The following is a 14,798-nucleotide window of genomic DNA, read 5'->3' as shown; positions in this document are numbered from 1 at the left end:
CAGATGCGGCGGCTATCGACCTGACGAAGGGCTCAGCCAGGCATCGACAGCCGCGGGCCGCCCTGGTCCGCCAGCCGATCGACGAGCATCGAGTGGGCCGTCCGGGTGGCCGCGAGCACGACGGGATCCAGCGTCGCCACGAGCACCGCGGTGCCGTCGTCCGCCCCGCGAGCCAGTACCCGCCCCTCGGGGTCGTAGACGGCCGCACCGCCGTTGAACCGCCACGGGTCGACACCGCCGACCGCGTTGGCGAAGACCACGAACATCGTGTTGTCCAGGGCACGCGCCGCGTAGTACAGATCCCGGCGGTGCTCGGAGCCGGCAAGGTATCCGCTGGGGCACAGGTAGGCGTGTGCGCCGTCGAGGGCTGCGGCCCGGCCGTGCTCGGGGAAACAGCCGTCGTAGCAGATGCCCAGCCCCATCCGCCAGTCGTCGACGAGCAGCGTGGCACCCCGCTCGCCGGGAGTGAACAGCTCCCGTTCGTCGCCCCACAACTGCTGCTTGTCGTACCCGACCCGCACCTCGCCGGTCCGGTCGACCACCAGCGCCGCGATGGTCCGCCGACCGTCCGGGTGCCGGACCGCGGCGCCGACCAACGCGCTGACGCCGGCCTCGCGCGCCGCCGCCCGTAGCGCGTCGAGCCGGGGATCCCCGACCATCCCGGCCGGATCGGCCGCGACGTCCGTGCCGGCCGGGTCGGCGGCGAGGACCGGCGGGTGGTACGCGCAGAGGAACAGCTCCGGCAGGACGGCCAGCCGGGCACCCCGCTCGCCGGCTCGACGGACCAGGTCGGCGGCGACGACCGCGTTGCCAGCGACGTCGCCGGGCGTGGGGGTGGCCTGGATGGCGGCCACTGTCAGCGGGGAGCTGGGCAGGGTGCGGGGCTGGGTCACCGGGCGATGGTAAACGGCCACATCCCAAGCCGTACGTACGGTTTGCATGCCCTGGGCTGACCTGCAACGATCGACGTGTGCCCAGAGTAAGCCAGGACCAGCTCGACGCTCGCCGGCAGGAGATCCTCGCCGCGGCCCGGGCGTGTTTCGCCCGGCTCGGCTACGAGGGGGCGACCGTACGCCGCCTTGAGGAGGCCACCGGCCTGTCCCGTGGCGCGATCTTCCACCACTTCCGCGACAAGGACTCACTCTTCCTCGCCGTCGCCGAGGACGACGCCGCGGCGATGGTCGAGACGGTGGCCCGCAACGGTCTGGTGCAGGTGATGCGCGATCTGCTCGCCCGCGCCGTCTCGCCGGACACCACCGGCTGGCTGGGCAGCCAACTGGAGGTCTCCCGGCGGCTGCGCACCGACCCGGCGTTCGCCCGACGGTGGGCGGAGCGGTCCGCCGCCATCGCGGAGGCGACCCGGGACCGACTGGCCCGCCAGCGCGACGCCGGGGTGCTGCGCGAGGACGTACCGATCGATGTGCTGGCCCAGTTCCTGGAGCTGGCCTACGACGGCCTGGTGCTGCACCTGGCCATGGGCCGACCGGCCGGTGACCTGGGCCCGGTGCTCGACCTCGTCGAGGAGGCGGTCCGCCGCCACTGACCGCTCGCACACCGGTCGGAAGCCCGTGGCGAGGCTGCTCCACAATGGGGCCGCCGATCCCTCCGGTGACAGGAGCAGTCGATGAACGTCCACGCAGCGTCCGGCGACACCTGGGGCATCTCGGGCCCAACCTTCCTCCGCTACTACATCGCGGCGGCCATCCTGGTGGTGGCGATCGCCGTCTACTACCGGGTCCGTCTCGCAACCGGGTCGATGGTTGCCATGACCGCCGAGCCACTCGGGCCGCAGCAGGTCGCCTACCTCAACGGTGGCCCTCAGCTCGCTGTGCACGCGGCCCTGGGCGGGCTGCGCGGCAGCGGGGCGATCGGCGTACGACCGGACCGCCGGCTGACCACCAGCGGCCCCGCACCCAGCGGACTCACCCCGCTGGAGCAGGCCATCCACTGGGCCGCGCACCAGCACTCGCGGGTCGGGGACCTGCCGCGGGACGAGCGCGTACGCGTCGCGCTGCACCAGATCCGCAACGGCCTGGAGCAGCGCGGGCTGCTCACCGACGACGCGCAGCGCGCCCGTGCCCGGTTCTGGACCACGATCCTGATCGCCCTGCTGGGCCTCGGCGTGCTCCGGCTGTTCTCCGGCCTGTTCAACGACCACCCGGTCGGCTACCTGCTGCTGACAGTGGTCACGCTGCTGATCGTCACGCTGGTGCTGCGCCGGGCGCCCATGCTCACCCGCGCCGGTCGAGCCGCGCTACGCGGCGTCCGCCGCGAGCACACCCACCTCGCGCCGGCCTCCGCGCCCGCCTACGCCACCTACGGAGCGGCCGGCGCGGCGATGGGCGTGGCCCTGTACGGCACCGCCACGCTCTGGGCACTCGACCCGGGCTTCGCCGAGCAGGCCGAGATTCAGCGCCAGGCCGCCTCCGGCAGCGGCTGGACGGGCGGCTCGGACGGATCCTCCGGCGGCGGGGACAGCTCCGGTGGGGACGGCGGCAGCTCCTGCGGCGGTGGAGGCGGCGGGTGCGGGGGCGGCGGCGGGTGCGGCGGATGACCGGCCCGTCCGGCATCGGCATCGGCTGGCGTCCGGAGATCGCCGGCTTCGTGGCCGAACTGCCCGGCCTGCGCTTCGTCGAGGTGGTGGCCGAGGGGGTGCCCGCCTCCGGGCCGCTCCCGCCCGGCCTGACACGGCTACGGGACCGCGCGGTGACCGTCGTACCGCACGGGGTGCGGCTCTCCCTCGGCGGCGCCGAACCGGTCGACCCGGCCCGGGTCGCCCACCTGGCCGCTGTGGCGCAACGCCTGGACGCCCCACTGGTCAGCGAACACATCGCGTTCGTCCGGGCCGGCGGCCTGGAGGCCGGCCATCTGCTGCCGCTGCCGCGCAGCCGGGAAGCCGTGGACGCGGTCTGCGCCAACGTGGCGCGGGCACAGGCGGAGCTTCCGGTGCCGATCGCGCTGGAGCCGATCGCCGCGTTGCTCGACTGGCCCGACGACGAGTTGACCGAGGCGGACTTCCTCACCGAGATCCTCGACCGAACCGGGGCACTGCTGCTGCTGGACGTGGCCAACGTGCACGCCAACGCCCGCAACCGGGGCACCGACCCGCTGGCGTTGCTGGACCGCCTGCCGCTGGAGCGGGTCGCGTACGCCCACGTGGCCGGCGGCGCGGAGCACGGCGGTCTCTACCATGACACCCACACCGACCCGGTGCCGACGGCGGTGTTGGAGCTGGTCGGCGCGCTCTGCGCCCGGCGGCGACCGCCGGCTCTGCTGCTGGAGCGCGACGGTCACTACCCGCCGGCCGCCGAACTCCGCGCCGAACTGGACGCCCTGGCCGCCGCTGCGGGCTTTCCGGCGGTGACATGACGGGCGCACCCGACGGCGACTGCGCGCCGACACCCCGCGCCGGGCTGGCCGAACGGCAGGCCGAACTGGTCGCGGCGCTGGTCGCCGCGGGGCCACCCCCGCCGGGGTTCGCGCCGGGGCCGCTGGCCGCCACCCGCGCGGCCCTGCTGCGGAAACGGGCCGGCGAGGTGGCCCGGCACTGGCCACTGCTCGCCGCCGGCCTCGGTGACAGGTGGGCGACCACCTTCGCCGACTGGGCCGCCCGGCGACCCACCGCCGGATCGTTGCGCGACGGTTGGGATCTGGCCCGGGCGCTGCACGACCAGCAGGCGCTCCCCCCGGCCGCCGCCGAGGAGTTGGCAATCCGGGAGGCGCGCCTGCGCTACGACGGGCTTCGGGCCCCGCGTCCGCGCCGGGTGCCGGCGGTGGGCCGCGCCGCCGGCGCCGTCGCGGTGCAGATCGCCGGCCGGGTACGCCTGCTGCGCCCCGCCCCACGGGGGTCCACCCGTGCTGGCGACGGTGTACCGGATGCGGCAGGATCGGAGTTATGGATCTCGGACTGACCGACCGCGTGTACGTCCTCACCGGCGCCTCCCGCGGTCTGGGTTACGCGACCGCGCAAAGCCTGGTCGCCGACGGTGCGCGAGTGGTGCTCTCGGCCCGCGACCCGGACGCGGTGGCAGCCGCCGCGCAGCAGCTGGGCGGCCCGGAGCACGCCGTCGGGCTGACCGCGGACCTGACCGACCCCCAGACCCCGGGGCAGCTTGTCGCCGCCGCCCAGGAACACTTCGGCCGGCTCGACGGGGCGCTGATCTCGGTCGGCGGCCCACCGGCGGGCAACGCCGCGGCGATCACCGACGAACAGTGGCGGCTCTCCTTCGAAACCGTCTTCCTGGGCACCATCCGCGCGGTCCGCACGATCGCCGCCGCACTGCCCGACGGCGGCGCGATCGGCCTGGTGCTCTCCACCTCGGCTCGCGGCCCGGTGCCCGGCCTGGGCATCTCCAACGGTCTGCGGCCCGGCCTGGTCGGCGCGGCCAAGGACATCGCCGACGACTACGGCCCACGTGGAGTCCGGGTGGTCGGGCTGCTGCCCGGCCGGATCATGACCGACCGCAACCGGGAACTCTTCGCCGCGACCGGCGACCCGGACCGCGCCCGCGCCGACGCGGAGGCCAGCATCCCGTTGCGCCGCCTCGGCGACCCCGCCGAGTTCGGCCGGGTGGCCGCGTTCGTGCTCTCCCCCGCCGCGAGCTACCTCACCGGGATCACAGTGCCGGTCGACGGCGGCGCGCTGCGCGGGCTGTGACAGCCGAGCGGGCCCGAGGTGCCCGTTCGGCAACGCCGCCCGAGAACACTCAGTCCGGCGACCCGACCGTTGATCGACTCGGCCTTCAGGAAACCGGGGGGTTGACGCGACCAGGACACCCCGACTTTCAGGAACCTGAGTCGATCAACGCGCGGCCCACCCGCACGGACCTGACGGCCGGGACAGCCCGGCCCACCCGGGCGGACCTGGCGGCGGCCGCCGATCGGACCATTCCCGACGTGCTCGCGCCGGGGCTGGAGGTGCTCTTCGTCGGCATCAACCCGGGCCTGTGGTCGGCCGCGACCGGGTGGCACTTCGCCCGACCCGGAAACCGGTTCTGGCCCGCCCTGCACGCGGGCGGGTTCACCCCCCGGCTGCTGCACCCCAGCGAGCAGGACGAGCTGCCCGCGCTCGGGCTCGGCATCACCAACATGGCCGCCCGGGCCAGCGCCCGCGCGGACGAGCTGAGCACCGAGGAACTCCTCGACGGCGCGGCGATCCTGGCCGACAAGGTGACCCGGTACCGGCCGCGCTGGGTAGCCGTGGTGGGGGTGACGGCGTACCGAATCGGTTTTCAGCGGCCGAAGGCCGCCTTCGGGCCGCAGCCGGAGTCGCTGGCCGGCGCCCGGCTGTGGGTGCTGCCCAACCCCAGCGGCCTGAACGCGCACTTCACCCCGGTCACCCTGGGCCTGGCGTTCGCCGAGTTACGGGCGGCCACCGAGCTACCGGCCCCCTGATCGACTCGGTTTCATGGAAGTCGGGTGGTCAATGCGACCAGGACACCCCGACTTCCGGGAACCGGAGTTGATCAGCGCGGCGCAGACGTCAGTTGGCGGCGGCGGGCGGCAGCACCTCGTCGGCACGGTAGGTGCCCAGCGGCATGACCACCGGCTCGGGGCCGGTCGCGTCGACGAACGGGGTGGGCGAGTCGGCGACAGCGAACTGGGTCCGGTACAGCTCGGCGTAGAGCCCGCCGACTGCCACCAACTCCTCGTGGCGCCCCCGCTCGACGATCCGCCCACCGTCCAGGACCAGGATCTGGTCGGCGTCGCGCACTGTGGAGAGCCGGTGCGCGATCACCAGCGCGGTACGCCCGGCCAGCGCCACCGACAGCGCACGCTGCACCGCGGCCTCGCTCTCCGAATCCAGGTGTGCTGTCGCCTCGTCGAGGATCACGATCGACGGGGCCTTGAGCAGCAGTCGCGCGATCGCGATGCGCTGCTTCTCGCCGCCGGAGAACCGGTAGCCGCGCTCCCCCACTGTGGTGTCCAGACCGTCGGGCAGCGCCCGAACCAGATCGGCCACCTGCGCCCCGGCCAGGGCGGCCCAGATCTCGTCGTCTGTGGCGTCCGGCTTGGCGTAGCGAAGATTCTCGGCGATCGTCTCGTGGAACAGGTGCGAATCCTGAGTGACCACGCCGATCTCGTCGCGCAGGGAGGCGAGCGTCGCGTCGCGCACGTCCACCCCGCCGACGAGCACCTGACCGTCGCTGACGTCGTAGATCCGGGAGATGAGCATCGACAGTGTCGACTTGCCCGCCCCGGACGGGCCGACCAGCGCGACCATCTGCCCCGGCTCGACGCTGAACGAGACCCCCTTGAGCACCGGTTCGTTGACGGTCCGGTCGAGCGTGGCGACCTCCTCCAGGGAGGCGAGGGAGATCTCGGCGGCGCTCGGGTAGCGGAAACGCACGTCGCGGAAGTCGACCCGGCCGGCGCCCACTGGCACCGACACCGCGTCGGGCTTCTCCACGATGCCCGGCTTGAGGTCGAGCACCTCGAAGACCCGGTCGAAGGAGACCAGCGCGCTCATCACGTCCACCCGGACGTTGGAGAGCGCGGTGAGCGGCCCGTACAGGCGGGTGAGCAGCAGCGCGAGCGTCACCACTGTGCCGGCGCTGACGCCGCCGGTCACCGCGAGCCAGCCGCCGAGGCCGTAGGTCAGCGCCTGCGCCAGTGAGGCGACCAGCAGCATCGCCACGAAGAACGTGCGGGAATACATCGCCGACTGGATGCCGATGTCGCGGACCCGCTCGGCACGGTCGCCGAACCGGCGGGCCTCGATCTCGGGCTGGCCGAAGAGCTTCACCAGCAGCGCGCCGGCCACTCCGAACCGCTCGGTCATTGTCGCGTTCATCTTGGCGTCGAGGTTGTACGCCTCGCGGGTGATGTCCGCCAGCCGTCGACCGACCCGACGGGCCGGAATGATGAAGATCGGTAGCAGCACCAGTGACAGCGCGGTGATCTGCCAGGAGAGGGTGAACATCACCGCCGCGGTGAGCACCAGCTGGATGACGTTGCTGACCACACCGGACAGGGTGGAGGTGAACGCCCGTTGGGCGCCGAGCACGTCGTTGTTGAGCCTGCTGACCAGGGCGCCGGTCTGGGTGCGGGTGAAGAACTGCAACGGCATCCGCTGCACGTGGTCGTAGACCCGGGTACGCAGGTTGAAGATGATGCCCTCGCCGATGCGGGCGGAATACCATCGTTGGGCCAGCGACAGCAGCGCGTCGGCGACCGCCAGCGCGGCGATGAACAGGGCCAGCCGCACCACGAGTCGCCCGGCCTCGGCACCGCCCCGGTTGATCGCGTTGATCACGTCACCGGCGAGCACCGGAGTGGCCACGCCGATGATGGCGGCCAACACGACTGTGGCCAGGAAGACGATGATGTCGCGCCGGTAGGGGTGGGCGAAGGCGACGATGCGGCGGGCCACCCCGCGCTTGAGCCGGTGGGTGGAGACCTCGTCGCTGTTGCGCATCGACCGGAGCATGCTCCACCCGGCCATGCCACCGCCGGACATCGGGTTGGACATCGCTCACCTCCGGGTTGCCGGGCAGACCGCACCGTCAGGTCAATTCTCCCGACGAGTGTGACAACCTCGGTCGTAACCCGGATCTTCCCGTGCGGTCCTTACCTATTCTCCAGTACCGGCGAGGTCACGCAGCCGACGGGTCTGCGCCTCCCGCTCGGCGCGCTGCTGGTCGGCGTGCGACCGCCCGGCCGCACCGGCGAGCAACGCCTTGATCTCCACCACCGCGTCGCGGGCCCCGGAGAGCAGGCCGGCGGTCAGGTCCCGCACCGCGTCGTCCAGCTCGGCCGGGGGTACGACGAGGGTGGCCAGCCCGATCCGGTCCGCCTCGACGGCGTCCAACCGGCGGCCTGTGGCACAGATCTCCAACGCCCGCGAAAACCCGACCAGCTCGACGAGGCGTTTCGTGCCGGCCAGGTCGGGCACCAGACCGAGGGTCACCTCGGCCATCGACAGCTTCGCGTCCGTGGACAGCACTCGCAGGTCACAGGCGAGCGCGAGCTGGAAGCCGGCACCGATCGCGTGGCCCTGAACGGCCGCGACGGAGACGACATCTGGCCGGTGCAGCCAGGTGAAACCAGCCTGGAACTCCGCGATGCGATCGGCGCACTCCTGCTCAGGCAGCGTGGCCAACTCAGCGAACGACCCCGGGCCGGAGGCGCCCGCCACTGCGAGGTCGAGGCCGGCCGAGAACGCGCGACCCTCACCGCGGACCACCACCACCCGCACGTCGCCGGGCAGGTCACGGGAGAAGTCGCTCATCGCTCGCCACATCGCGGGCGTCTGGGCATTGAGCACGTCGGGCCGGCACAACGTCACCGTGGCGACCGGCCCGTCGCAAGTCAGCCGAACCCCGGTCGCCTCGGCGGTCACCGGACGTCCCGGGGCGCGGCGCTGGTGGACGACGCTGAGGGGCGGGTCACGCCTTCTTGCGGCGCCGGGCGCCACCGCGCTGACGCAGCTGCACGCCGGACTCGGTGAGCACTCGGTGGATGAACCCGTAGGAACGGCCGGTCGAGGCCGCCAACGCGCGGATGCTCTCCCCCGAGGTGTACCGCTTTACCAGGTCCTTGGCGAGCGTCTGACGCTCGGCTCCGACGATCCGGCGACCCTTCTCAGTGCTGGTGGCTGTGCCAGTGGCTGCCATGCTGTGTCCTCACGTCCCAGACTGTGCGGTTCGGATACGGTCCCACCTATTAGACCGCCTCGGACGATCATGCGCCAGATATCAACTCTTCGCCAACCGACACGCTATGCAATGTCAGCTTCCCGATAGAGTGATCCTGGCGATCCGGCCCGCCGCGGCATCCACGCGTACCACCGCCGAAAGCTGGCGGCTGCCGACGACCCGTAGCCTTCGGTCGTGATCGACCTGTTGAGCACCGCCGGCGCGGCGGCCGTGGTCTTCGCCGCCACCGACGTCGACGACATCGTCATTCTGACGCTGTTCTTCGTCGCGGCCCGCACCACCGGCCGACCTCGCACCTGGCAGATTGTCGCCGGACAATACCTGGGCATCGGTGCGCTCGCGTTGGCCAGCGCGGTGATCGCGGGTGGACTCCTGGTGGTGCCCGACCCGTGGACGGGGCTGCTCGGCCTGCTGCCGATCGCGCTCGGCGTACGCGCGCTGCGGAGTTCGGGCGACGACGAGACACCGGCGGTTGTCACCGGAGCACTCGGCGTGGCCGGGGTGACGATCGCGAACGGCGCCGACAACGTCGCTGTCTACGTACCCGTCTTCCGGGCCCTCGGTGTCGCCGACAGTGCCGTGTTCCTGCTGGTCTTCGTGCTGCTGATCGGGCTCTGGTGCGCGGTCGGGGCCTGGCTGGGCGGGCACCGGAGGGTGGTCCGGCTGGTCGAGCGCGCCGGCGCCTGGCTGGTGCCGACGATCTTCATCGCCATCGGGCTGGTGATCCTGGTCAGCTCCGGCGTGCTCGGCCGACTGGCCGAGCTGCTCGGCTGAGAGCCGACCGAGCCCCCTCGGTCAGGCCAGCTCGACAAGTTCGAGCAGGTCGTCGCTCCAGGCATCCTCGTCGCCGTCGGGCAGCAGGATGGCCCGGTCCGGCTTGAGCGCCAGCACCGCACCCGGGTCGTGGGTGACCAGGACGATCGCGCCGGGGTAGTTGGCGATGGCGTCGAGCACCTGCTCCCGGCTGACCGGGTCGAGGTTGTTCGTCGGCTCGTCGAGCAACAGCACGTTGGCGCCGGAACAGACCAGAGTGGACAGGGCAAGCCGGGTCTTCTCGCCGCCGGAGAGCACGCCGGCCGGCTTGTTCACGTCGTCACCGGAGAACAGGAACGCGCCAAGGATCTTGCGCAGGTCGGTGTCGGACTGCTCGACGGCGGCGGCGCGCATGTTCTCCAGCACCGTCCGCTCCACGTCCAGCGTCTCGTGCTCCTGGGCGTAGTAGCCCAGCCGCAGGCCGTGCCCCGCGTGCACCTCGCCGGTGTCCGGGCTGAGCAGCCCGCCGAGCATCCGCAGCAGGGTCGTCTTACCCGCGCCGTTGAGCCCGAGGATGGCCACTCGGGAGCCCCGGTCCACCGCCACGTTGACGTCGGTGAAGATCTCCAGCGATCCGTACGACTTGGAGAGGCCGGTCGCCGTGAGCGGGGTCTTGCCGCACGGCGCGGGACTGGGGAAACGCACCTTGGCCACCCGGTCGGCGACCCGCACCTCCTCCAGGCCGGAGATCAGCTTCTCGGCACGGCGGGCCATGTTCTGCGCGGCCACGGTCTTGGTGGCCTTGGCCCGCATCTTGTCGGCCTGCGCCATCAGCGCGCCGGCCTTCTTCTCCGCGTTGGCCCGCTCCCGGCGGCGGCGTCGCTCGTCGGTCTCGCGCGCCTCCAGGTACGCCTTCCAGCCCAGGTTGTAGACGTCGATCACGCTTCGGGTGGCGTCGAGGAACCAGACCTTGTTGACCACCGACTCCAGCAGCGCGCCGTCGTGGGAGATCACGATCAGGCCACCCTTGTGGTTGGCGAGGAAGCCCCGCAACCAGGTGATCGAGTCGGCGTCGAGGTGGTTGGTGGGCTCGTCGAGCAGCAGGATGCCGCCGCCGTTCTCGCCCGCGTCACGGAACAGGATCCGGGCCAGCTCGATGCGGCGCCGCTGGCCGCCGGAGAGGGTGCCGATGGTCTGCGCGAGCGCCCGGTCCGGCAGGCCGAGGTTGGCGCAGATCCGCGCGGCCTCAGCCTCGGCCGCGTACCCGCCGAGGGCGGCGAACTGGTCCTCCAGCGCGCCGTACCGACGGACCAGCTTGTCGTTGGCGTCCTCGGCGAGGCGGGCCTCGACCTCCTGCATCTGCGCCATCAGCACGTCCAGGCCGCGCGCGGAGAGCACCCGGTCGCGGCCGGTGACCTCCAGGTCACCCGTGCGCGGGTCCTGCGGCAGGTAGCCGATGGCGCTGCGCTGGTCGATCTGGCCGCCGTACGGCTGCCCCTCGCCGGCGAGCACCTTCAGCGTGGTGGTCTTGCCGGCGCCGTTGCGACCGACCAGGCCGATCCGATCACCGGGCTGCACGCGCAGGGTGGTGTCGGACAGCAGGATCCGGGAACCGGCACGCAGTTCCAGGCCGGTGGCAGTGATCATGGTTGCGGGCTCGCTCTCGGGGTTGGAAGGCTGACTCGGGGCACGCGAAACGGCCGGCGGGCTCAAGGGGCCCGACGGCGCGGGGCGGTTCAGCCTTCGCAGCGCAGCACCTGACAAGTGTACCGGTCGCCGCGGAACGGCCTGCCCGGATTACCGATCAAGATCATCGGGTACCGGAACGCCTTACCGGACCCCGTCCGGCACTCGATGGACGAAACGACACACAAAAGACACTCACCGGCATACGGCGATCGGGGTCACCATGGAACTCAACGAGCGGGCCGAGCTCGACACCTCCCAGGCCAACGACCTGGGCCGGGGTAGCGGCGGGTCGGGCGGCGGCTTCGGCATCCCCATCCCTGGCGGCGGCGGCCGGGGCGGCATCATCGGCATCGTGGTGGCCGTTCTCGTCGCCCTGCTCGGCGGCGGGTTCGGTCTCAACGCCATGACCAACGGCGATGACGGCGGCCAGGCCGGGGGCGGTGACCTGGATCAGGTGTGCGGCACCACAAACCCCGACCGTCTCGACGACGCGCGCTGCCGCAACCTGCTCTACGTCAACAGCATCCAGGACTACTGGAAGAAGGCGTACCCCGAACTGGGCAGGAGCGACTACGAGGTCACCACCACGAACTTCTTCCAGGCGGCCGTCAACACCGGCTGCGGGCAGGCCGACTCGGGTGTCGGCCCGTTCTACTGCCCGGCAGACCGGAAGGTCTACATCGACCTGAGCTTCTACGACGAGCTGGCCTCCCGGTTCGGCGCGAAGGGCGAGTTCGCCCAGCCGTACGTGCTCGCCCACGAGTACGGCCACCACGTGCAGAACCTGCTCGGCACCAACGCGAAGGCCGGCCAGGGCGACCAGAGCGGGCCTCGCTCCGCCTCCGTGCGGTTGGAGCTCCAGGCCGACTGCTACGCCGGTGCCTGGGCCCGGCACGCCACCGAGAGCAAGGACAAGACCGGCCAGCAGCCGCTGTTCAAGTCGATCACCGACGCCGACATCAGCCAGGCCATCGACGCCGCCGAGGCGATCGGCGACGACAGCATCCAGGAGCGCTCCGGCGGGCAGGTCAACCCCGACCAGTTCACCCACGGCACGTCCGAGCAGCGCAAGCGTTGGTTCAACCAGGGCTACGACCGCGGCGACCCGAAGACCTGCGACACCTTCGGCACCGACCAGCTCTGACATCCGCCCCGAGATCGTGGCAGGCCCCCTCGGCGGGCCTGCCACGATCGTCATTCCTGCCGAAGCTCCCGCGTCAGGTGAGCCGGGAGACCTGGTAGTGGCCGATGAGCCAGCCGTCGTCGACCCGCCGCAGGAGCACGCCGAGGTTGACCGTCAGGGCCGGCCGGTCGGTGAAGCCGAACTCCACCTCCAGGTAGCCGAGGATCACGTCGTCGGCGAGACGGCGGATCTCCCGGATGTCGTACGCGGCGGTCAGGCCGAGCGGCTGCCCGGCGTAGTACGCGGCGACGCCGGCGGTACCGACCGTGTACGGCTGCAACCCCTGAAAGATCGCGTCGTCGGTGAAGCACGCCGCGACCCGATCGGGCTCGTGGGCGTCGACAGCCGATTTCCACCGGTCGAGAACCGTACGCAGAATCTGCGCCTCGGACATCATGATCTCCCTGCTGGACGGACGTGCCCTGTTTCGTGCCTGTCGAGCTACCCCAGACCCCTCCAGGCTCAGCGAGGCGGCTGACCCGGGTCGTTCGGGTGCGGCGTCAACGGCGTCACTGTCTCGCGCCGCCAGGCGCGCAGCGGCATCGACGCGAGGACCGTCTCCAACTCGTCCGCGTCGGCGGCCTGGAACAGCCCCCACGTACGCCACTCCCCCGGCGCCAGCGGCGGCCGCCACAGCCGCAGGAGGCTGCCCTGCGCCGTCAGCTCGGCCGAACGCGCCGCCTCCCGCGCGCGCATGTCGGCGACCCCGTCGTCTGACGTTCCCCGCGGCACCGTCGTCACCATGTCAACCAGAAACTCCACGCCCTCATCCTCCGACGGCTGGGCGGGCAGCACGCCGCGAACCCGTTCTCGGTGGCCATCGTCTCCCCACCGACGCCACCGGCGATGGCCGAGGTCAGTCGGGGTCGCGCACCAGGATCCGCACCGCGCGGGCCGCACCCACCGCCGCCACCAGCACCGCGTGCCGGGGCTCCGGCACGTCGAGCAACCGCTCCGCCCGCAACGGCACGAGCGGGGCCAACCGCCGGTCGGCCAGCACCCCGTCCACAGCCCGCCGGTCACCGCCGCAGACGAGGGCCGCCAACCTCGACGCCTGCGGCAACAGCAGCCGTACGGCCAGGTCCGCCGCGTCGCCCAGCGCAGCCTTCGCCTGGTTGTCACGTCGGCGGGCGAACCGGTGCTGCGACCATCCCCCAGCGGCGGTGCGCCCCTGCACGTACCGGGTGTCCACCTTGGAGAAAACGAGGTCGCCGCCCTCGGCCACCCCGAGCGCCACCGCGCCCTTGCGGGCCAGCAGCAGGCCGATCCGGCGGGGCATCACGGCGGCGGCCACGAACCCGGCCACATCCACGCCGCCCGGCGCACCCGGTGGGGCGTACAGCTCGGCGGTTGCCCCGTCCGGGGCGGCGAGCAGCAGGCCGTACTCCTGGGCGCTGGCGGTGGGCGGGCCGTGCCGGTCGGCGAAGCCCTCGACCCAGCGGCCGACGCGGGCCGGGTCGACCTCGACCCACCGCCCTCCGCCGGCTGCGGGTCGACTGGTCATCGCCCGACCGTACGGCACAGCGGGCCCACCCGGGCCCCCGGGCGACCCGTCGGCCCCGCAGGGACACCCCGGGCGACACCGCCGACGCGACGCGGACGGGCCTCGGCCGGGATGGCCGAGCCGTCTGATCGTTGCCGCGACCGTTCAGCCTGGCAGGAGCGCGGCCACCGCCAGCGCGGCGATGAGCGCGCTGGAGGCCAGGCCGGTGACCAGCCGTCCACGCGGCCCGGTCAGCGCCCGGCCCACCACAGTGCCACCGCCGGCGATGACCAGTTGCCAGCTCGCCGACGCCAGGAACACCCCGGCCACGAAGAGCGCCACCGGGGCCACGCCCGAGTCGGCAGTGTCCCGGCGGCCGAGCACCAGGGCGGTGAAGTAGAGCACCGTCATCGGATTTAGCAGTGTCAACCCGAGCAGCGCCGCGTAGGCCCGCCCCGGAGTGCTCATGCCCCCACCTTCGCGTGCCGTCGGCGGTCGCTGCGAGCGGTGCGCGGACCACGCTCGCCACAGGCCGTGCCCGGCGAGACCCAACAGGACCACTGCGGCGACCACCCGCAGGGGCCCGGCGACCGGTGCGATGATCCCGGCCAGGCCGGCGCCGCCGAGCACAGCCACCACCGCGTAGAGCCCGTCGGCCGTCGCCACCGCCAGCGCGGCGGCCGCACCCACCCGAAACGTGGTACGGGCGCTCAGCCCCAGAATGAGAATCGCTATCGCACCGACGGGTATGGCGACGCCGTAGCCGGCTACGAGACCGGCGAGGAACGCCCCGGTCACCGAAGTCGGTGCCGGGTCGAGGTTCGTCCCCGGAGCGGCCGCTGTCGACGCACGGCAGCGGCCGCACGGACGGGAACCTGCTTCGGGTACGCCTCAATCACCCGCGCATCCTGCGCGCCGAACCCGCGCCCTCGCCACCGATTTTCCCCGCGCCCCGCGCCCCGCGCCCCGCGCCCCGCGCCCCCCGCCCCCCGCCCCCCGCCCCCCGCCCCCCGCCCCCCGCCCCCCGCCCCCC

Annotated in this window: 17 protein-coding genes; 8 read left to right on the top strand and 9 right to left on the bottom strand. The window is 72.6% G+C overall.

The genetic code is table 11. The features are described 5' to 3' along the window. Positions 1-32: 32 nt before the first annotated feature. Positions 33-893, bottom strand: a complete 861-nt coding sequence (locus AB0B98_RS07470; protein WP_357361420.1) for a carbon-nitrogen hydrolase family protein — start codon at positions 891-893, stop codon at positions 33-35. Positions 894-970: 77 nt separating this feature from the next. Here AB0B98_RS07470 and AB0B98_RS07465 point away from each other — a divergent pair, with 77 nt between their 5' ends. From AB0B98_RS07465 to mug, 6 genes are all read left to right on the top strand, one after another. Further along, complete coding sequence (locus AB0B98_RS07465) at positions 971-1,543, top strand: TetR/AcrR family transcriptional regulator (RefSeq protein WP_091403732.1); 573 nt, start codon at positions 971-973, stop codon at positions 1,541-1,543. An 81-nt stretch (positions 1,544-1,624) separates the two neighbouring features. Beyond that, positions 1,625-2,554 (top strand): TIGR04222 domain-containing membrane protein, encoded by a 930-nt coding sequence (locus tag AB0B98_RS07460; RefSeq protein WP_357361419.1) that lies wholly within the window; start codon positions 1,625-1,627, stop codon positions 2,552-2,554. Continuing rightward, positions 2,551-3,369 carry a DUF692 domain-containing protein gene (locus AB0B98_RS07455; RefSeq protein WP_357361418.1) on the top strand — a complete coding sequence of 273 codons (819 nt, stop codon included), beginning with the start codon at positions 2,551-2,553 and terminating at the stop codon, positions 3,367-3,369. Before AB0B98_RS07460 ends, AB0B98_RS07455 begins: the two co-directional genes overlap by 4 nt. Continuing rightward, entirely contained in the window at positions 3,366-3,911 is a 546-nt protein-coding gene (locus tag AB0B98_RS07450) for a hypothetical protein (protein ID WP_357361417.1), read from the top strand. The genes AB0B98_RS07455 and AB0B98_RS07450 overlap by 4 nt, the downstream gene beginning before the upstream one ends. Further along, the gene (locus AB0B98_RS07445) at positions 3,896-4,657 is read left to right on the top strand and encodes an SDR family oxidoreductase (RefSeq protein ID WP_238671551.1); all 762 of its coding nucleotides are present in this window, start codon (positions 3,896-3,898) and stop codon (positions 4,655-4,657) included. Before AB0B98_RS07450 ends, AB0B98_RS07445 begins: the two co-directional genes overlap by 16 nt. 143 nt (positions 4,658-4,800) lie before the next feature. Then, positions 4,801-5,394 carry a G/U mismatch-specific DNA glycosylase gene (gene mug, locus AB0B98_RS07440; protein WP_357361670.1) on the top strand — a complete coding sequence of 198 codons (594 nt, stop codon included), beginning with the start codon at positions 4,801-4,803 and terminating at the stop codon, positions 5,392-5,394. An 88-nt stretch (positions 5,395-5,482) separates the two neighbouring features. On the opposite strand, the gene AB0B98_RS07435 is transcribed toward mug, so the two are convergent. The 3 genes from AB0B98_RS07435 to AB0B98_RS07425 all read right to left on the bottom strand — a co-directional run bounded on the left by AB0B98_RS07435 (position 5,483) and on the right by AB0B98_RS07425 (position 8,615). Then, positions 5,483-7,459, bottom strand: coding sequence for an ABC transporter ATP-binding protein (locus AB0B98_RS07435; protein ID WP_238671562.1), 1,977 nt, complete (start codon positions 7,457-7,459; stop codon positions 5,483-5,485). A gap of 114 nt (positions 7,460-7,573) precedes the next feature. Beyond that, entirely contained in the window at positions 7,574-8,341 is a 768-nt protein-coding gene (locus tag AB0B98_RS07430; protein WP_357361416.1) for an enoyl-CoA hydratase/isomerase family protein, read from the bottom strand. A 46-nt stretch (positions 8,342-8,387) separates the two neighbouring features. Continuing rightward, complete coding sequence (locus AB0B98_RS07425) at positions 8,388-8,615, bottom strand: helix-turn-helix domain-containing protein (protein ID WP_007462679.1); 228 nt, start codon at positions 8,613-8,615, stop codon at positions 8,388-8,390. 216 nt (positions 8,616-8,831) lie between these two features. On the opposite strand from AB0B98_RS07425, the gene AB0B98_RS07420 reads away from it, so the two are divergent. After that, positions 8,832-9,431 (top strand): cadmium resistance transporter, encoded by a 600-nt coding sequence (locus AB0B98_RS07420; RefSeq protein ID WP_357361415.1) that lies wholly within the window; start codon positions 8,832-8,834, stop codon positions 9,429-9,431. 21 nt (positions 9,432-9,452) lie between these two features. Here AB0B98_RS07420 and AB0B98_RS07415 read toward each other — a convergent pair whose 3' ends face one another. Continuing rightward, positions 9,453-11,057, bottom strand: coding sequence for an ABC-F family ATP-binding cassette domain-containing protein (locus AB0B98_RS07415; RefSeq protein ID WP_091403713.1), 1,605 nt, complete (start codon positions 11,055-11,057; stop codon positions 9,453-9,455). A 262-nt stretch (positions 11,058-11,319) separates the two neighbouring features. Between AB0B98_RS07415 and AB0B98_RS07410 the strand changes: the two genes are divergently transcribed. Beyond that, positions 11,320-12,243, top strand: a complete 924-nt coding sequence (locus tag AB0B98_RS07410) for a neutral zinc metallopeptidase (RefSeq protein WP_357361414.1) — start codon at positions 11,320-11,322, stop codon at positions 12,241-12,243. A gap of 73 nt (positions 12,244-12,316) precedes the next feature. On the opposite strand, the gene AB0B98_RS07405 is transcribed toward AB0B98_RS07410, so the two are convergent. From AB0B98_RS07405 to AB0B98_RS07390, 4 genes are all read right to left on the bottom strand, one after another. After that, complete coding sequence (locus tag AB0B98_RS07405) at positions 12,317-12,676, bottom strand: nuclear transport factor 2 family protein (protein ID WP_357361413.1); 360 nt, start codon at positions 12,674-12,676, stop codon at positions 12,317-12,319. A 68-nt stretch (positions 12,677-12,744) separates the two neighbouring features. Beyond that, positions 12,745-13,044 (bottom strand): muconolactone Delta-isomerase family protein, encoded by a 300-nt coding sequence (locus tag AB0B98_RS07400; RefSeq protein WP_357361412.1) that lies wholly within the window; start codon positions 13,042-13,044, stop codon positions 12,745-12,747. A 94-nt stretch (positions 13,045-13,138) separates the two neighbouring features. Beyond that, complete coding sequence (locus AB0B98_RS07395) at positions 13,139-13,786, bottom strand: acVLRF1 family peptidyl-tRNA hydrolase (RefSeq protein ID WP_357361411.1); 648 nt, start codon at positions 13,784-13,786, stop codon at positions 13,139-13,141. Positions 13,787-13,930: 144 nt separating this feature from the next. Further along, complete coding sequence (locus AB0B98_RS07390; protein WP_357361410.1) at positions 13,931-14,563, bottom strand: LysE family transporter; 633 nt, start codon at positions 14,561-14,563, stop codon at positions 13,931-13,933. Between the last annotated feature and the right edge of the window lie 235 nt (positions 14,564-14,798).

The sequence above is a fragment of the Micromonospora sp. NPDC048947 genome (assembly GCF_040649495.1).
Taxonomy (GTDB): domain Bacteria; phylum Actinomycetota; class Actinomycetes; order Mycobacteriales; family Micromonosporaceae; genus Micromonospora; species Micromonospora alfalfae.
Note: the sequence above shows the minus strand (reverse complement) of the source record. Positions and strands in the feature narration are given on the sequence as shown.

Bases quoted from the DNA above. Each gene is read 5' to 3' on its own strand.
- AB0B98_RS07455 (WP_357361418.1), top strand. From the start codon at position 2,551: ATGACCGGCCCGTCCGGCATCGGCATCGGCTGGCGTCCGGAGATCGCC.
- AB0B98_RS07425 (WP_007462679.1), bottom strand. From the start codon at position 8,615: ATGGCAGCCACTGGCACAGCCACCAGCACTGAGAAGGGTCGCCGGATC.
- AB0B98_RS07395 (WP_357361411.1), bottom strand. From the start codon at position 13,786: ATGACCAGTCGACCCGCAGCCGGCGGAGGGCGGTGGGTCGAGGTCGAC.
- AB0B98_RS07415 (WP_091403713.1), bottom strand. From the start codon at position 11,057: ATGATCACTGCCACCGGCCTGGAACTGCGTGCCGGTTCCCGGATCCTG.
- AB0B98_RS07460 (WP_357361419.1), top strand. From the start codon at position 1,625: ATGAACGTCCACGCAGCGTCCGGCGACACCTGGGGCATCTCGGGCCCA.
- AB0B98_RS07435 (WP_238671562.1), bottom strand. From the start codon at position 7,459: ATGTCCGGCGGTGGCATGGCCGGGTGGAGCATGCTCCGGTCGATGCGC.
- AB0B98_RS07445 (WP_238671551.1), top strand. From the start codon at position 3,896: ATGGATCTCGGACTGACCGACCGCGTGTACGTCCTCACCGGCGCCTCC.
- AB0B98_RS07410 (WP_357361414.1), top strand. From the start codon at position 11,320: ATGGAACTCAACGAGCGGGCCGAGCTCGACACCTCCCAGGCCAACGAC.
- AB0B98_RS07450 (WP_357361417.1), top strand. From the start codon at position 3,366: ATGACGGGCGCACCCGACGGCGACTGCGCGCCGACACCCCGCGCCGGG.
- AB0B98_RS07405 (WP_357361413.1), bottom strand. From the start codon at position 12,676: ATGTCCGAGGCGCAGATTCTGCGTACGGTTCTCGACCGGTGGAAATCG.